Genomic DNA, 17084 nt, shown 5'->3' on the forward strand with positions numbered 1-17084 from the left:
GGCAATCTGTTGGAATTTTACCAATCCTAACATTACCAACCCCAGCTGTTTTGGCCGCTGGGTTTTATTTTTGTACAAAATTTCCTGTAGAATAGTTATTCAACGTTAATAGCCAAACAACTGCGAAAGGATGCAGATGTTTAGCTATATGGCGTAATGTTTCAGGTAGCCCCTTCACAAGGCTACCTGAAAATATGCCTGTTAATTGATAAATAGCTTTTTTCTTCAACCAAATACATCATGACAACCCGCCATTTCTCCCGCCTAGCCCTGTTGCTGGCCACCGCTTTTTCCGCCCAAGCCTGGGCTTCCGGCTACCATTTCGGCACTCAATCCGTGAGTAGCCAATCCACGGCCAATTCATCCTCCGCCGAAGCTGCCGATCCTTCCACCCTGTTCCACAACCCCGCCGGCCTCACCAAACTCGAAGGCACGCAGGTTAGCATCAACGTCAACCTTGTTGCGCCCAGCGTGAAATACAGCGATGCCGAAGCCTACTACCCCGGCACCAACCAACCCGTGCAAGGCGCCACTTCCGGCAATATCCGCCCGAAGAGCATAGTGGTTGCGCCACATTTTTATTTGTCGCACCGCCTAAATGATAACGTTGCCCTCGGCTTGGGCATGTATGTTCCCTTCGGCTCCGGCACCGAATACCAGCATGACTCTGTTTTGCGCTACAACCTGAACGAGTTGAGCGTGAAAACCATCGCCATCCAGCCCACCGTTGCCTATAAAATCAACGATCAGCACTCCGTTGCCCTCGGCCTGGTGGCGCAGCACACCACCGCCAAGCTGCGTCAATACGCCAACTTCGGCGCCTTCCCCCCACTGCGCCGCAACGGCTTTGCCGATGGTTATGCCAGCGTGGAAGGCAGCGATTGGGGCTTCGGCTACAACCTCGCCTGGCTGTGGGACGTAAACGACTCCCTGCGTTTGGGCGCAAACTACCGCTCCAAAGTAAGCCACAACCTGCGCGGCGATGCCGAATGGAAACTGGTGGGCGCAGCCTTCCAAACTCCGATGGGCGGCACCCTTTCCAACGCCATTCGCGCCAATGGCTACGCCGAATCCGAAGCCGCCAACGTACGCATCGTTACCCCCGAATCCTTCTCCCTGCACGGCATGTACAAACTCACGCCGCGCTGGTCGCTCTATGGCGACGCCACCTGGACACGCCACTCCCGCTTCAACCGTGCCGAACTGAATTTCGGCAACAGCAAAGCCGTGGCCAACCCGCAGAATCCTGCCGCACCCGCCCGCAGTAACCAAACCATCCTCACCCCCCAGTGGCGCAACACTTATAAACTCTCCCTTGGTGCGTCTTACCAAATCACCGATCCCCTGCAACTGCGCTTCGGCATCGCCTACGACCAATCCCCCGTACGCGGCGCCAACACCCGCATGAGCACCCTGCCCGATGCCGACCGCCTCTGGCTCTCCCTAGGCGGTAAATACGACATCAATCAGCAGCACAGCCTCAACCTCGCCTACAGCTATGTGCACGTGAAAAACACCTCTGCCAACGTAAACGGCTGGTGCGGCGGCACAGCCTCCGGCCCCGGCTCGCAAGCCTGCGTGTCCAGCCGCACCCACGGCTCCGCCAAATTCAGAAGCCACTCCCATATCTTAGGCTTGCAGTACACTTACAAATTCTAATTCGATTCATGGCAGTAAAAAGGCTACCTGAAAGCATGGCTTCAGGTAGCCTTGTCTAATCCTCCCATCCCTAGTATAGTGAATTAAATTTAAACCATTACAGCGTTGGCTCGCCTTGCCGTACTATCTGTACTGTCTGCGGCTCGCCGCCTTGTCCTGATTTAAATTTAATCCACTATAAAAAAGCAGGCTTTTCAGCCTGCTTTATCTATACCCTATTGGGCGGTTCAAAGCTTATTCGATGCTCACCTTGCCGCTGGGTTCAGCGCGGTGCTGTTGTTTTTTCTCTTTGTGTTTGAGTACGGCGCGGTCGAGTTTGTCTACCAAGAGGTCGATGGCGGCGTACATATCTTTGTCGGTTTGGTCGAGGTGCAGGTCTTTGCCGGCCATATGCCAATCCACTTCTGCTTTCTGCACCAGTTTGTCCACCGATAGGGTTACGGTGGCGGAAATCACGTTGTCGCTGTGGCGGACGATGCGTTCAAGTTTACCGCTGATGTAATCTCTCAGGGCTTCGGTAACCTCGATGTTGATTCCGTTGATTTTTAGGTTCATAGCTCACTCCTTTACAGGTGGGTTGGCTGCGCACGGCGGCAAGCTAAGCTTTCTGCTTGCGTTGGTGCGCAGGCGGGAAATTCAGTTCTTCGCGATATTTGGCTACGGTGCGCCTGGCGAGCATGATGCCTTGCAGGGCGAGCCGGTCGGACATGGCTTGGTCGGAGAGCGGTTTGCGTTTGTCTTCGCCGGCAATCAGACTTTCGATCAGGGCTTTCACGGCGTTGGCGCTGATGCCGTCGCCGTCTTCTTCGCTGCTGTAGGCGGCTGCCTGGCTGAAAAAATAGCGTAGCGGAAATACGCCTTGCGGGCAAGCCAAATATTTTTGGTTTACGGCGCGGGACACGGTGCTTTCGGCCAGGCCGAGGTTGGCAGCGGTTTCTTTAATGGTGAGCGGCACGAGGCCGATGGCGCCGAAAGAGAAGAAGTCGGCCTGACGCTCCAGAATGGTTTCGGCCAGCCGCAACACGGTGCTTTTGCGCTGTTCCAGCGAGCTTAGCAATACTTTAGCTTCATTGAGCTTTTGTTTCAACTCCGGCGCTTCGCTGCCGTATTCGGCGAGCAGGTCGGAATATTCCTGATTGAGCTGCACCTGCGGCCAGGCTTGGCGGTACATGCCCACCGTCCATTTGCCGGTTTCGGGATCTGGGCGGATCCACACGTCGGGATCGACGTATTCGGTATGACCGGAGCCGGAAAGGCCGTAGGCGGGGAAGGGGTTGAGGGAGGCGACGAGGGCTTGGGCGGCTTCGATGGTGGCGGCGCTGTATTGGGGGAATTTTTTGCGCACTTGCTGCGGCAGGCTGCTTTTGGCGATGTCGAGCAGGAAGTGTTTCACCAGCTGCACGGCGCAGAATACGGTGTCGTCCGGCTGCCGCCGCGCCAGTTGGAGCAATAATGATTCGCCCAAATCACGCGCGCCCACGCCGGGCGGGTCGAACTGTTGCAGGTGGCGCAGGGCTTCGGCCATATCGTCTTCATCGAGCATCCATTCCAGCGGGGAATTTTCCACGATGTCGGTGAGGCTGTCGTTCAGGTAGCCTTGATCATCGAGGTAGTCGATGAGCAAATGCACGCGGGCGGCCTGGTCTTCGTCTAGCGGGTGTTCGCACACCTGCTCGTGCAGCATGCGGCGGAAATCGGCTTCGTCGGCCACGGTTTCCCACACGTCGCTCTCTTCCATGCTGTTGGTTTTGCGGGTAACCGGTATGGCGGCGGAGTAATGGGGTTCGGGCTCGCCGCTGTCGGCCGGATCGTGTTCCGGCCGTTCGAGCAGTGGGTTGTCGGCCAGCCAGCTTTCCACTTCTTCGGCCAATTCCAGCGACGACATATGCAAAATGCGCAATGATTGCTGCTGCTTCTGGTTGAGCTGCTGGGTTTGGCGCAGTTTGAGTTTGACGGATTGCTGGGTCATGTGAGGCTACCTGAAACCTTAGTAATCGAAGTTTTCGCCCAGATACACGGCGCGTACTTCTTCGTTGCCCACCAATTCTTCGGGGCGGCCGCTGGCCAGCACGGCGCCGTTGTTGATGATATAGGCCCGGTCGCAGATGCGCAGGGTTTCGCGCACGTTGTGGTCGGTAATCAGCACGCCGATGCCGCGCTGTTTGAGGAAGTTGATGATGTTTTGAATGTCGATAACGGCAATCGGATCGACGCCGGCGAAGGGCTCATCCAACAGGATGAAACGCGGGCTCATGGCCAGCACGCGGGCAATTTCCACACGGCGCCGTTCGCCGCCGGAGAGGGCGGGGGCGGGGCTTTGCCGCAGGTGGGTGATGTTCAGGTCGCCCAGCAGGTCGTTGAGGCGCGATTCGATGGTATGGCGGTCGGTTTCGTGCAATTGCAGGATGGCGCGGATGTTTTCTTCCACCGTCATCTTGCGGAAAATTGAGGCTTCCTGCGGCAGATAGCCCAGGCCTAAGCGGGCGCGCTGATACACGGTCATGTGGCGCAGCTCGTGCTCGTCCAGCCGGATGGTGCCGTGATCGGCAGCCACCAGGCCGACAATCATATAAAAGCTGGTGGTTTTGCCCGCGCCGTTGGGGCCGAGCAGACCGACTACTTCGCCGCTTTCGATATCGAGCGAGAAATCCTGCACCACTTGGCGCTGTTTGAAGCTTTTGCGCAGCTGTTTAACACTGAGGCGGCTGTGCGGTGTGGTCATGGTTTGGTTTTCCCTTGTGTTTGTTGGGTATCACGGGCAGCGCTGAGGCTACCTGAAAAATAGGGCTGCCATACGCAGGTTCAATGTGCGGCAGGGTTTTGCAGCTGCATTATTTGGTCGCGTTGCACCTGCAACACGCCCGATACGCGCTCCAAGCGGCGCATGGCCTGTGCCATATCCTGCGGCGGCGGGATGCGGGCGGCAATGCCGTTGATGTTTGTATAACGGTACACCAGCTCGGCCTGCATTTCGCATACGGCTTGAAGCAGCGGCTCCGCGCCGACGGCAGGGTCGTATAACACAATCAGCACGCGGTCGGCTGCCTGTTCCGGCTGGCTGCTGGGCGTGTTTGGCGCGGCAGGCTGCGGGGCAGCGCAGGCGGTAAGCATGGCTAGGCAGGCGAGGAGGAGGACGCGGATATTCATGGTTGCTTGGTTTTCGGTTTCAGGTAGCCTGTGCGGCATGGGGCTACCTGAACATCTTGTTCAGCGATGCAAAAAGCGTTTTATTTTTTCAGGTAGCCTCAAATGCGGGCTGCCTGAAACTGTTTGAGGCTACCTGAAACCGGTATTGCAGGCTTTCAGGTAGCCTGTTTTCTGATCTTGGCTTTGCCCTGCGTGAGGCGGAAGCTGTCGTCGATCAGCTGGCGGATGAGCGCGTCGTCGGCCTGTTCCAATTCGATGCTCAGCCAGTGTTCTTTGCTCATGTGGTAGGCGGGCAGGATGCCGGCTTGGGCGCGCATGGCACCGATGTGTTCGGGGCGGCATTTCACATTGAGCAGGGGCACGGTGCGGCCGGGGGTGCGCCCGAGCTTTTCCGCCGGCACGGGCAGGTACACGCCAAACCATTTGCGGCTGCCGCCGTGGCGGAATACGGCGTATTCGGGAAAGCGGGAAAAGGGATGGTCGGGCGCGGCGTGGTAGCGTTCGGCCATTTCGGCAAACAGGGTCTCGGCCTTCATCCCGCCTCCCTTATTTCTGCTGCGGCTGGATGGTGATGCTCACGCGGCCTTTGTTAGCGTTGCTGCGACTGCCGCCCAGCACGGTATAAACTTCGGTGCGGGTGTTGTAGGTAATGGTGTCGCCGCTGGCCCGGTCGCCGCCGCGCTCGATCTTGGCGCCGCCGCTGAGTTTCACGATGCCAGTGGCGGATTGGTATTCCACGCGGGCGGCCTGGCCTTTCACGGTGCCTTGGCGGTCAAGCTGCTGGCCGAAGTGTACCGGGCTGCCGGAGGCGGTCATGGTTTGCGCGCCGTCGGCGGCTTTCACCACGCGCACCTTGGCGGCGCGGATATACATGGTGCCCTGCTGGATAACCACGTTGCCGGAAAATTCAGTACTGCGGTTGCCTTGGTCGAGCGAGCCTTGGTCGGCTTCGATTTGGATGGGCTGGTTGCGGTCGGAGGTGAGCGCAGAAGCCGCGGCGGGCAATAGCAGGGCGGCGGCGAGGAGAAGGGCGCGGGCGGGTTTAATGTTGTTGTTTGGGGTCATAAATCACGGCCTTAATGCGGGAGGAAAGGTTGAGCAATCCTTGTTTGTGGTTGTAGGTCATGCCTTGGGCGGTGCCGTGGGAGGCGCCGTATTGATAGTTCACCAAATCTTGGGTATGGGCGGTTTGAGTTTGGGTGTTGACAGTGAGGCTATTAGTTTTAAGGCGGCCGGCGGGCTGACCGTTCATAGCGGGTTTGTCGAACACCACGTTTTTCTCGAACACCACTTGGTTTTCACTGCCGATATAGTGTGCCTGATCGGCGCTGATGCGGTACACCATCTGCCCGCCTTGCGAAAACATCACGTTGGGTTCGGCCAGGTAGCCGTCTTGGCGGTTGGGGAACTGCCAGGCGCGGGTGGCGGTGAGCTGCTGGGCCAGGCTGCCGTCGGCAGCGAAGCGGCGGCCTCGGATGCCGAAAATCTGGTATTGCGGCTCATGCGGATCGAGCGGGGTTTCTTCAGTTTCGAGCTGGCTGATGCGGTCGAGCCAAAAGCTCACGCCGCCGAGCGCGAGTGCCAACACCAGCGGAAACCACCAGCCGCCGAATCGTTTAATCATTCTGTGTATTGCTCCCAAGCGGTTTTCAGGTAGCCTTTGGCCTGCATGATGACTTCACACAATTCGCGCACGGCACCGGCGCCGGCCGGGCGGCGGGTGATGTAGGCAGCGTGTTGCAACACCCATTCGTGCGCTTCAGGTACAGCAGCGGGCAGGCCGCAGCGCACCATCACGGGCAAATCCACCACGTCGTCGCCGATGTAGGCGCATTCATGTTCGGCCACGCCGGCAGCTTCTCGCAATTCGGCGTAGGCAGCGCGTTTGTCACTGATGCCTTTGAAGTAGTGCCGGATGCCGAGCTGCTTGGCGCGCACGGCCACAGAAGGGGCATCGCGGCCGGTGATGATGGCGGTTTGCACGCCGCATTGATGCAACATTTTGATGCCGTGCCCGTCGAGCGTATGGAAGGCCTTGATTTCTTCGCCGTTGTCGCGGATGAAGATGCGGCCGTCGGTGAGCACGCCGTCCACGTCCATAATCAGCAGTTTGATTTCGGCGGCGCGGCGGCGCAGGTATTCGGGCAATTCGGGCAGAATAGGGCTCATGCGGGCAATCTCAATTTCAAATTAGACCCATGATAACATGCTCTAGCACGGGCACAAACCCGTTCGGCATGGTTTTTGCTTGGCACGGCGGAGCAAAGAAAAGGCTACCTGAAAACATCAAATGGTTTTCAGGTAGCCTTTTTTGGGTTTGAGGTGCAGTAATAATATGATAACAATAGGAAATATATTTCCATCTAGCCTATTCGGCCTAGTATCTTGCTTGTACGGGCCACTTCAGCAGCAATCGGCTTGACGCCTGGCGTACTTCATCCGAGCTTGCGCTTTCATCTCATCAAAATACCAGCCTGAGCTTCATCAAAACATCAGTTCAGTTCGTTAAAACATCATTTTAACCCCGCTGAAGTTCCATACTTTCAGCTAGTATTTTTCATTCTTAATTACATTTATTTTGTTCTCCTTCCGCAAGTTATTTGCAAGATTCTTTACGCATATTGACTTATTCTGTTGTTTTCCAGTATAAGCAAAACTAGGTTGCTCGTTTTTACAGCAGGCGGCCATAGCTGAAGCACTTATTTTTTCATACCGGGCGGCGAGCCGAAGACAGTACGAGCAGTATGGCAGGGCAAGCCGACGCGGTAAGAAGAAATAGGTGCTTTAGCGATACACCATCAAACCGCCCCGAGGCGGTTTAGGAAATCAAAGATAACAACAAGGAGCAGCTCATGAACCCGATGTATATCACCTTCGGCATCTATTTGGTTGCCGTTCTGTTAATCGGCCTCGCGGCCTATTTCTCCACCCGCAATTTTGACGACTATATCCTCGGCGGCCGTAGCTTGGGCCCGTTTGTTACCGCCATGTCGGCCGGGGCTTCGGATATGTCCGGCTGGCTGCTGATGGGCCTGCCGGGCGCAGTGTATTTGAGCGGCCTGAGCAAATCTTGGATTGCCATCGGCCTGATTATCGGCGCGTATCTCAACTGGCTCTTGGTGGCTGGGCGGCTGCGCGTGCACACCGAATACAACAATAACGCGCTCACCCTGCCTGATTATTTCCACCACCGCTTCGGTGCACAGGGGCAGGCAATGAAAGTAATTTCCGCATTCATCATTCTGTTTTTCTTCACCATTTACTGCGCTAGCGGCATTGTGGCCGGAGCACGCCTGTTCCAAAGCCTGTTTACCGACATGAGCTACACCAGCGCCATGTGGCTGGGCGCGGGCGCCACTATTGCCTACACCTTTATCGGCGGCTTCTTGGCGGTGAGCTGGACAGACACTGTGCAGGCCACGCTGATGATTTTCGCCCTGCTGCTCACGCCGGTGATGGTGTATTTGGGCGCGGGCGGCGCAGATGAAGTTTCCGCCCTCATCCAAACCACCGCCGCTGCCAACGGCAAGGAGTACGGCAGCCTGCTGCACGGCACGACCTTCATCGGCATCATTTCCACCGCCGCCTGGGGCTTGGGCTATTTCGGCCAGCCGCACATTCTGGCGCGCTTCATGGCTGCCGAAAGCGTGAAATCGCTGGTGGGTGCTCGCCGCATCGGCATGACTTGGATGATTTTGTGCTTGGGCGGCGCAGTGGCCGTGGGCTATTACGGTATCGCCTACTTTGGCGCTCACCCCGAGCAAGCCGCTGCCATGCAGGGCAACCACGAGCGCGTATTCATCGCCTTGTCCACCCTGTTGTTTAACCCGTGGATTGCCGGTGTGATTTTAAGCGCGATTCTGGCTGCCGTGATGTCTACTTTGTCTTGCCAGCTTTTGGTGTGCTCCAGCGCCATCACTGAAGACTTCTATAAAGGCTTCCTGCGCCCGAACGCGCCGCAGAAAGAATTGGTGTGGATTGGCCGCATCATGGTGCTGGCCGTGGCCGTTATCGCCATTTTGATTGCTGCCGACCCCGAAAGCAAAGTGCTACAACTGGTGGAGTTTGCCTGGGCCGGCTTCGGCGCGGCATTCGGCCCCATCGTTATCCTTTCCCTGTTCTGGAAACGCATGACTGCCAACGGCGCATTGGCAGGTATGATTGCCGGCGCTGCGGTGGTGGTGCTGTGGGTGCAGGTGGTGAATCCTGCGCTGGCCAACGCCGGCATGGCTACGCTGTATGAAATCATCCCCGGCTTCATCGCCTGCGGCCTGACTACCGTAGTCGTATCGCTGGCTGGCAAAGCGCCTGCCGAGGAAATCTGCCAACGCTTCGAAAAAGCCGATGCGGATTACCGCGCCGCAAAATAAAGGACGGCAAAAGGCTACCTGAAAAGTTTTCAGGTAGCCTTCAAACTGCCCGTATCAAAAGGCTTCAGGCTAGCTGAAACCGCTCCCGGCCTTTTCAGGTAGCCCTTAACCGATTAACCAACCCCCACTCCTGCCAAACATTCTTTCACATTATCCGCAGTTTGGTTTATGATGCCGTTTTACCGACGTTCAAACCAAGCAGCTATTCATAACGAAACAGAGGCTACCTGAAAAGCGGTTTATCGGGCAGCCCCACCAACCACGGAGACCAACCATGTTCCAGTTTGCCCATCCCCAACAAACCAGCCTGCGCCAAGCCGTTACCGATGCCTACCGCCGCGACGAAGTCGAAGCCGTGCAGGATATGCTCGAACGCGCCCAGATGAGCCAAGACGAGCGTACCGCCGCCGACCGGCTCGCCCGCCGGCTGGTGAAGCAGGTGCGCGAAGAGCGCCGCCGTGCCAGCGGGGTGGATGCATTGATGCACGAGTTCTCCCTTTCCAGCGAAGAAGGCATCGCCCTGATGTGTTTGGCCGAAGCCCTGCTGCGTATTCCCGATAAAGCCACCCGCAACAAACTCATCCACGACAAAATCTCCGGCGGCGACTGGAAAAGCCACCTCGGCAACAGCCCCTCTTTATTTGTAAACGCCGCCGCCTGGGGCTTGCTGGTTACCGGCAAGCTCGCTGCCGCCCCCAGCGGCCAAAGCCTCGGCAATGCGCTCACCCGCATCGTGAGCAAAGGCGGCGAGCCGCTCATCCTCAAAGGCGTAGACTACGCCATGCGCATGCTCGGCAAACAGTTCGTTACCGGCCAAACCATCGAAGAAGCCCTGAAAAACGGCAAAGAACGCGAAAAACTCGGCTATCTCTATTCCTTCGATATGCTCGGCGAAGCCGCCATGACCGAAGCCGATGCCGAACGCTACTATCAAGACTACGTCAACGCCATCCACGCCATCGGCCAAGATGCAGCCGGCAAAGGCATTTATGAAGGCAACGGCATTTCCGTCAAACTCTCCGCCATTCACCCGCGCTATTCCCGCGCCCAACACGACCGCGTGATGAACGAGCTGCTGCCGCGCCTGAAAGAATTGTTCCTGCTCGGCAAAAAATACGATATCGGCATCAACATCGACGCCGAAGAAGCCAACCGCCTCGAACTCTCGCTCGATTTGATGGAAGCCCTGGTTTCCGACCCCGACCTGGCCGGTTACCACGGCATTGGCTTCGTGGTGCAGGCTTATCAGAAACGCTGCCCCTTCGTAATCGACTATTTAATCGACCTCGCCCGCCGCAACAATCAGAAGCTGATGATCCGCCTGGTGAAAGGCGCGTATTGGGACAGCGAAATCAAATGGGCGCAAGTGGACGGCATGAACGGCTACCCCACCTACACCCGCAAAGTCCACACCGACATTTCCTACCTGGCCTGTGCACGCAAACTGCTCGACGCGCAAGATGCCGTATTCCCGCAATTCGCTACCCACAACGCCTACACTCTGGCCGCCATTTACCAAATGGGCAAAGGCAAACAGTTCGAACACCAATGCCTGCACGGCATGGGTGAAACCCTGTACGACCAAGTGGTCGGCCCGCAAAACTTGGGACGGCGCGTACGCGTGTATGCACCGGTGGGCACGCATGAAACCCTGCTGGCCTACTTGGTGCGCCGCCTGCTGGAAAACGGCGCAAACACCTCGTTTGTAAACCAGATTGTGGATGAAAACATCAGCATTGACACCCTCATCCGCAGCCCCTTCGATACCTTGGCCGAACAAGGCATTCATCCCAACAACAGCCTGCCATTGCCGCGCAATCTGTATGGCAACGAACGCCTCAATTCGCAAGGCCTCGACCTGAGCAACGAAAGCACACTGCAAGAGCTGCAAACCATTATGAACAATGCCGCTGCCACGCCCTTGCATGCCGTGCCGCTTTTGGCCGTGGCCGCCCCAACCCAGGCCGCTCATGAAGTGCGCAATCCGGCCGACCACAGCGAAGTGGTGGGCAGTGCCGCCTTCGTAGAGGCCGCCGCCGTACCGGAAATCATCGCCGCCGCCAAAGCCGCCGAAAGCAGCTGGGCTGCCGTTTCCGCCGCCGAACGCGCCAACATGCTGCGCCGCCTGGCCGACCTGATGGAAGCGCACATGCCCGAGCTGATGGCCTTGGCCGTGCGCGAAGCCGGCAAAACGCTGAACAACGCCATCGCCGAAGTGCGCGAAGCCGTGGATTTCTGCCGCTACTACGCCGACGAAGCCGAACACACGCTACCTGAAAACAGCCAAGGCGTGGGCACCATCGTTACCATCAGCCCGTGGAACTTCCCGCTGGCCATCTTCACCGGCGAAGTGGTGGCCGCATTGGCCGCAGGTAACACCGTGGTGGCCAAACCCGCCGAACAAACCAGCCTGATCGCCTACCGCGCCGTGCAGCTGATGCACGAAGCCGGTATTCCGCGCAACGTGCTGCAGCTTGTGCTCGGCGCGGGCGACGTGGGCGCTGCCCTCACGCAAGACGAACGCATCAACGGCGTGGTGTTCACCGGCTCCACCGAAGTGGCCCGCCTCATCAACCAATCGCTCGCCCGCCGCAGTGGCCAGCCCGTGCTGATTGCCGAAACCGGCGGCCAGAACGCCATGATTGTGGACAGCACCGCGCTGGCCGAGCAGGTATGCGTTGACGTACTTGCCTCCGCCTTCGACAGCGCCGGCCAGCGTTGCTCCGCCCTGCGTATCTTGTGCGTGCAGGAAGACGTGGCCGACCGCATGGTGAACATGATTCGCGGCGCAATGGACGAATTGCGCGTGGGCAACCCCGCCGAACTGAGCACCGATATCGGCCCGGTAATCGATGCCGAAGCGCAGGCCAATCTGCAAAGCCATATCGACCGCATGAAAGGCATCGCCAAATCCAGCCACCAAATCAGGCTACCTGAAAATGCCGATAACGCCACCTTCATCGCGCCCACACTGTTTGAATTGAACAATTTGAACGACTTGCAGCGCGAAGTGTTCGGCCCGATCCTGCACGTTATCCGCTACCGCGCCGACGAACTCGACCAGCTCATCGACCAAATCAACGCCAAAGGCTACGCCCTCACCGGCGGCATCCACAGCCGCATCGACGGCACGGTGGAACACATCCGCCGCCGCATCGAAGCAGGCAACCTTTATGTGAACCGCAACATCGTCGGCGCCGTGGTGGGCGTGCAGCCCTTCGGCGGCCACGGCCTCTCCGGCACTGGCCCCAAAGCCGGCGGCCCCTTCTACCTGCAACGCCTCAGCCGCCTCGACAGCTGGCGCACGCCCCCGCTCACCCGCAGCGGCCAGGCCGACGAAGACGCACTCAACCGCCTGCAAACCCTGCTGCAAAGCCTGCCGCTCACCCAAGAGCAGAAGCTGGACTTGGCCGGCAGCCTCGGCCGCGCCCGCGTACACACCCTGCGTCAAGCCGAGCAAGTGTTGCGCGGCCCCACCGGCGAACACAACGTGTTGAGCTGGCAGGCGCCCAAACGCGTATGGCTCTATGGCGGCAGCCTGCCGCAAGCCTTCGCCGCCTGGATTGAGCTCGCCGGCTCCGGCATCACCGCCCTCGTGTCCGACCAGCATCCATTGGCCGCCTACGCCGAACAGGCTCCCGACCTGCTGGAAACCTCAACCACTCCCGCTTCCGCCGGCATCAGCCACGTGGTTGCCCTGGAAGAATTGCCGGTGGAACTCAAACAGACACTGGCCGGCAGCGACGGTGCACTGGTGCGCATCATCAACGCCCAACACGGCGTGGACGTGCTGCAGCTGTTTGAAGAAACCTCCTGCAGCATCAACACCACTGCCGCCGGCGGTAACGCCCACCTGATGGCCGCAGGCGATTAAACCAGCGTTTGTGTAGGCAATGAAAAGGCTACCTGAAAGTTTCAGGTAGCCTGATTTATAAATGGCTCCAAACATGATGGAATTAATATTATCAAGGACTGCTTATGGAAAATCTCAGCCAAATCTTACAAATCACATATAAAATCCTAGCCGACATGCCAGGGAAGCAAGGACATGTATCTGATATTGCTATTGAAGCTGTCAGAATAAATCACAATATGGGAATGGATGCGGATACATTCAGCAACAAACTATCATCAGCGCTTGCTGCTCATGTGAAAAAGAAAGACGCCGTCTTTACTAAGGTTGCCAGTAAAAAAGATGCGAAAGGAAAGGTTGTTTCCTACAAGCGTGGCGTGTACCGCCTGAAGAAACTGAGAGTAGCCAACCCTACAGAACAAAATATTGCTCCGCCCGTAGATTCTGCCTTTTTAGGCAAAGCCGGTGAGTTGGCCGTGATGAGTGAACTATTATTCTGGGGATTTAATGCTTCATTGATGGTGGTGGATAGCGGTATCTACTGAATAACAAAGATGATATTTCTACATTTATCAACAATTTCGGACAAATTAAATAGAGATAACCATGAGGAAGCTGATATTTTATTGTTCTTTCATTGTTCTATCCGTCATGTCGCAAGCTCAGCCAACCCCAGACCCCGATAGATGGGCGCTGTTCACAGAATCATATGATGGAGCAACAAACGTATTCATTGATAAACAAACTGTTGGTAGCGATAGCGCATGGTTCCTTTTAACTAATACCATTGATGCAGACGGAAATAAAACTAATGCGCTAGGGCATGTATTCTTTCGCTGCGGCCAACACAAGATAGCCTTTGGTAGGCAATCCGTGATAGATGCTGCGACAGGGCGAGTTATAAGGGTTGAATCGGGAGACCCGAGTTATTTTGTAGATGTTTTCCCATCCTCGGTACAAGAAAATATATATTTTTATTTCTGTAATAACTATTACCATAAATAAAAAAGACAGTAGAAAGCCCGCGATGAGCGGGCTTAATTTGATTATTTCACTGTCTCCATAGAGGAACTACGGTCTTGCTCAATAAACTGGATAACTAATTTTGATGGGTAAGGGGTACTATCAATGCCTACTTTTTAGTTAGCCTTTCCATTGTTCTATGCGCCGCTCAATCCTGCCGCCGCTTTTCCCACAATTTCATTAGTGGCAACACCACCGCGCAGGCAACCGCGCCCACGACGAGGCCGGTGATTAGGTAGGCGAGTGTGCTGGTGAGGCCGCTGTCCCAGTGGTGTTCGTGCAGCCAATGGTGCAGCGCGCCCCAGTTGTGGGCGAAGATGCCGCCGCCCACGAGGAACATGGCCAGCGTGCCAACGATGCTGACGCCGCGCATAAACCACGGCATAAACAAAATAATGGCTTTACCAACCGCAGCGGTGGCCGGGCGGCGCATCAGGGCGAAGCCGAAGTCGTCGGCCTTCACAATCAGCGCCACGATGCCATACACAAATATGGTGAGCCCGATGCCGATGAGCAGCAGGCTGATGATTTGGGTGGTGAGGCTGGATTCGGCCACCACGCCCAGGGCGATGATGACGATTTCGGCGGAGAGGATGAAGTCGGTGCGGATGGCGCCTTTGATTTTGGCATTTTCGTCGATCAATTCGTCGGGCACGCTGTGTGCGCTGCCGTCGCGGCGGTGCATCAGCTTGTGCAGCAGTTTTTCCACGCCTTCGAAACACAAATAGCCGCCGCCGAGCATTAAAAGCGGCGTAATCAGCACGGGCGAGAACACGGAAAGCAGCAGGGCGGCGGGAATCAGAATCAGCTTGTTCACCAGCGAGCCCTTGGCCACCGCCCACACGATAGGTAGCTCGCGGTCGGCGCGCACGCCAGTTACCTGGTTGGCATTGAGCGCCAAGTCGTCGCCCACCACGCCGGCGGTTTTTTTGGCGGCTACTTTGGTCATCAAAGCCACGTCGTCGAGCACGGAGGCGATGTCGTCGAGCAGGGTGAGGAGGGAGGAGAAAACCATTTTGAATCCTTGTGATATAAATTTCAGGTAGCCTTTTGGACATGGCGGAAGGCTACCTGAAAATCGTGATGCTGTTGCTCTCGGGTGTGTTGGGCTGGAATACGGCGGTATTATAGCCAAAGTGCTTATTTCCTCATACGGCGTCGGCTCGCCTTGCCGTACTGCCTGCGGCTTGCTGCTTTGCCCCGTGCTTAATTGTTGCCCGACGGGGTTAAAAATGCAGTTGCTATTCGCTAGTTTAAATGATCGGGTAAGGGAAACCCAAGATTTTTGTCCCCATACCAAGATAAATTTTCCTTTTTCCAATAATCTGTGTGAGACAGGATGACACCTAGTTTGATCATGGCCAAATAAATAGCTTGCAGCATATCTTCACCGATTACCCTGCCCTCATCCAAATAATCCTGTTTGCTTATTTTATATTGGCAAACATATGCCTTGTATTCGTCGGAAAAAAAGGGCTGATACAAGGTAATCTCGACAGCTTCGCCATTTCCTGTACGTAATTCTCTATATCCTATGATTCTATGCATACATTCACCATACGGGCACGTTGGCACGAAAGGCTACCTGAAAAATGGAAAATCCGGTTTCAGGTAGCCTTTATCATGCGGGCTTATTCGGGCTTGGCTTTCACCGCCATCAGCGTGTGCAGGCGGCGGTTGTCGGCGCGGGCCACGGTGAATTGCAGGGGGCCGATAACGGCTTTTTCGCCGCGCACAGGCAGATGGCCGAGCTCTTTAATCACCAGCCCGCCGATGGTGTTCACTTCTTCGTCGCTGTAGTCCGTGCCGAAGAATTCGTTCACGTCTTCGATTTCGGTAACGGCGTTGATGCGCCAGCGGTCGGGGGAAACGGCGAAGATATTGTCTGCGCTGTCGTCTTCGTCGAATTCGTCTTCGATGTCGCCCAAAATCTGCTCGATTACGTCTTCCAGCGTTACCAGGCCGCTGATGCTGCCATATTCGTCCACCACCACGGCCAGGTGATTGTGCATATCGCGAAACTCTTTAAGCAGCACGTTCAACGGCTTGCCCTCGGGCACGAACACGGCCGGGCGCAGCACGTTTTCGAGCTTGAACTGTTCGGGATTGAGGGTGTATTTGAGCAGGTCTTTGGCGTGCAGGATGCCGAGTACGTTGTCTTTGTCGTCGGCAATCACGGGGAAGCGGGAGTGGGTGGTGCCCACCACATAGGCGATAATGCGGCTGATGCTGTCGCCGGCCTTCACCACGTCCATCTGGGCGCGGCTGATCATGGCGTCGCGCACTTCCAGCCCGCGGAAATCAATGATTTTCTCCAGCCATTGCTGGGTATCTTCATCGAAGATTTTCTGTTCGCGCGCTTGGCGCAGCAGGGCGAGTATGTCTTCGGGGGAGTCGGGGCTGTCACCGGCGAGGCGGCCGAACAGCCGTTCAAAAAATCCGGGCTTGGCCGGGTGGTCGTCCATTTCAGTCTGCATCCTGTGCGTAGGGGTTGGGGTATCCTAACTGATTCATCAGGCGGATTTCAAGTGCTTCCATGGCTTCGGCTTCATCGGGCTCGATGTGGTCGTGCCCCATCAGGTGCAGCACACCGTGCAGGGTGAGGTGGGCGAAGTGCGCTTCCAAAATTTTGCCTTGTTCGGCAGCCTCGCGCACCACCACTTGCGGGCAGATAACCAGGTCGCCGCGCAAAACGGGCAGGCTACCTGAAAGCCCGGCCAAAGCAGCCTGTTCGCCTTCATCCAGAGCAAAGCTGAGCACATTGGTGGCGTAGTCTTTTTGGCGGTAGTCGCGGTTGTAGGCGCGGGCGGTTTCTTCATCGAGCAGCAGCAGGCCGATTTCGGCACGGCGGTACTGCGATTTCACGGCCTGCCACGCCCAACGGCGGAATTGCGCCTCGCCCGGGCAGCCGGGCAGCCGGGCTTGATCGGCAAAATACAGTTGCAAGCGTTGGCGCAACAAGGCGGGAAAGGGATAACGTTTGGCGGTTTTCATGGTTTGGGTTGAATTGAAAAACGGGCGCTATTATAGCG

Annotated in this window: 16 protein-coding genes; 4 read left to right on the forward strand and 12 right to left on the reverse strand. The window is 56.8% G+C overall.

All coding sequences use genetic code 11. The features are described from left to right. Positions 1 to 240 precede the first annotated feature (240 nt). The gene (locus tag CKV94_RS04725; RefSeq protein WP_003824406.1) at positions 241 to 1659 is read left to right on the forward strand and encodes an OmpP1/FadL family transporter; all 1419 of its coding nucleotides are present in this window, start codon (positions 241 to 243) and stop codon (positions 1657 to 1659) included. Between the two features lie 234 nt (positions 1660 to 1893). On the opposite strand, the gene hpf is transcribed toward CKV94_RS04725, so the two are convergent. From hpf to CKV94_RS04765, 8 genes are all read right to left on the reverse strand, one after another. Further along, complete coding sequence (gene hpf / locus CKV94_RS04730) at positions 1894 to 2214, reverse strand: ribosome hibernation-promoting factor, HPF/YfiA family (RefSeq protein ID WP_003824407.1); 321 nt, start codon at positions 2212 to 2214, stop codon at positions 1894 to 1896. 43 nt (positions 2215 to 2257) lie between these two features. Then, positions 2258 to 3628 carry an RNA polymerase factor sigma-54 gene (gene rpoN / locus CKV94_RS04735; RefSeq protein ID WP_003824408.1) on the reverse strand — a complete coding sequence of 457 codons (1371 nt, stop codon included), beginning with the start codon at positions 3626 to 3628 and terminating at the stop codon, positions 2258 to 2260. 18 nt (positions 3629 to 3646) lie between these two features. After that, positions 3647 to 4381: an LPS export ABC transporter ATP-binding protein gene (gene lptB, locus CKV94_RS04740; RefSeq protein ID WP_003824410.1), complete on the reverse strand. Its 735-nt coding sequence runs from the start codon at positions 4379 to 4381 to the stop codon at positions 3647 to 3649. Positions 4382 to 4461: 80 nt separating this feature from the next. Next, complete coding sequence (locus CKV94_RS04745; protein WP_003824411.1) at positions 4462 to 4845, reverse strand: hypothetical protein; 384 nt, start codon at positions 4843 to 4845, stop codon at positions 4462 to 4464. A gap of 116 nt (positions 4846 to 4961) precedes the next feature. Next, positions 4962 to 5342 (reverse strand): MmcQ/YjbR family DNA-binding protein, encoded by a 381-nt coding sequence (locus CKV94_RS04750; protein ID WP_003824413.1) that lies wholly within the window; start codon positions 5340 to 5342, stop codon positions 4962 to 4964. A gap of 10 nt (positions 5343 to 5352) precedes the next feature. Next, positions 5353 to 5871, reverse strand: coding sequence for a lipopolysaccharide transport periplasmic protein LptA (gene lptA / locus CKV94_RS04755; protein ID WP_003824414.1), 519 nt, complete (start codon positions 5869 to 5871; stop codon positions 5353 to 5355). Next, positions 5849 to 6430: an LPS export ABC transporter periplasmic protein LptC gene (gene lptC, locus CKV94_RS04760; RefSeq protein WP_003824415.1), complete on the reverse strand. Its 582-nt coding sequence runs from the start codon at positions 6428 to 6430 to the stop codon at positions 5849 to 5851. Before lptC ends, lptA begins: the two co-directional genes overlap by 23 nt. After that, the gene (locus CKV94_RS04765) at positions 6427 to 6975 is read right to left on the reverse strand and encodes a KdsC family phosphatase (RefSeq protein ID WP_003824416.1); all 549 of its coding nucleotides are present in this window, start codon (positions 6973 to 6975) and stop codon (positions 6427 to 6429) included. Before CKV94_RS04765 ends, lptC begins: the two co-directional genes overlap by 4 nt. Positions 6976 to 7658: 683 nt before the next feature. On the opposite strand from CKV94_RS04765, the gene putP reads away from it, so the two are divergent. The 3 genes from putP to CKV94_RS04780 all read left to right on the forward strand — a co-directional run bounded on the left by putP (position 7659) and on the right by CKV94_RS04780 (position 13574). After that, the gene (gene putP, locus CKV94_RS04770) at positions 7659 to 9176 is read left to right on the forward strand and encodes a sodium/proline symporter PutP (protein ID WP_003824420.1); all 1518 of its coding nucleotides are present in this window, start codon (positions 7659 to 7661) and stop codon (positions 9174 to 9176) included. A 274-nt stretch (positions 9177 to 9450) separates the two neighbouring features. After that, the gene (putA, locus tag CKV94_RS04775; RefSeq protein WP_003824421.1) at positions 9451 to 13050 is read left to right on the forward strand and encodes a bifunctional proline dehydrogenase/L-glutamate gamma-semialdehyde dehydrogenase PutA; all 3600 of its coding nucleotides are present in this window, start codon (positions 9451 to 9453) and stop codon (positions 13048 to 13050) included. 104 nt (positions 13051 to 13154) lie between these two features. Beyond that, positions 13155 to 13574 carry a hypothetical protein gene (locus tag CKV94_RS04780; protein WP_003824422.1) on the forward strand — a complete coding sequence of 140 codons (420 nt, stop codon included), beginning with the start codon at positions 13155 to 13157 and terminating at the stop codon, positions 13572 to 13574. Between the two features lie 626 nt (positions 13575 to 14200). Here CKV94_RS04780 and CKV94_RS04785 read toward each other — a convergent pair. From CKV94_RS04785 to ybeY, 4 genes are all read right to left on the reverse strand, one after another. Next, positions 14201 to 15067 carry a DUF808 domain-containing protein gene (locus tag CKV94_RS04785; RefSeq protein WP_003824424.1) on the reverse strand — a complete coding sequence of 289 codons (867 nt, stop codon included), beginning with the start codon at positions 15065 to 15067 and terminating at the stop codon, positions 14201 to 14203. Between the two features lie 233 nt (positions 15068 to 15300). Continuing rightward, positions 15301 to 15600, reverse strand: coding sequence for a DUF6968 family protein (locus CKV94_RS04790; protein WP_003824425.1), 300 nt, complete (start codon positions 15598 to 15600; stop codon positions 15301 to 15303). Positions 15601 to 15683: 83 nt separating this feature from the next. Further along, positions 15684 to 16517 (reverse strand): HlyC/CorC family transporter, encoded by an 834-nt coding sequence (locus CKV94_RS04795; protein WP_023887464.1) that lies wholly within the window; start codon positions 16515 to 16517, stop codon positions 15684 to 15686. 1 nt (position 16518) lies between these two features. Beyond that, positions 16519 to 17046: an rRNA maturation RNase YbeY gene (ybeY, locus tag CKV94_RS04800; protein WP_003824428.1), complete on the reverse strand. Its 528-nt coding sequence runs from the start codon at positions 17044 to 17046 to the stop codon at positions 16519 to 16521. Positions 17047 to 17084 lie beyond the last annotated feature (38 nt).

Origin of the sequence: Eikenella corrodens (assembly GCF_900187105.1) — a bacterium.
Classification (GTDB): domain Bacteria; phylum Pseudomonadota; class Gammaproteobacteria; order Burkholderiales; family Neisseriaceae; genus Eikenella; species Eikenella corrodens.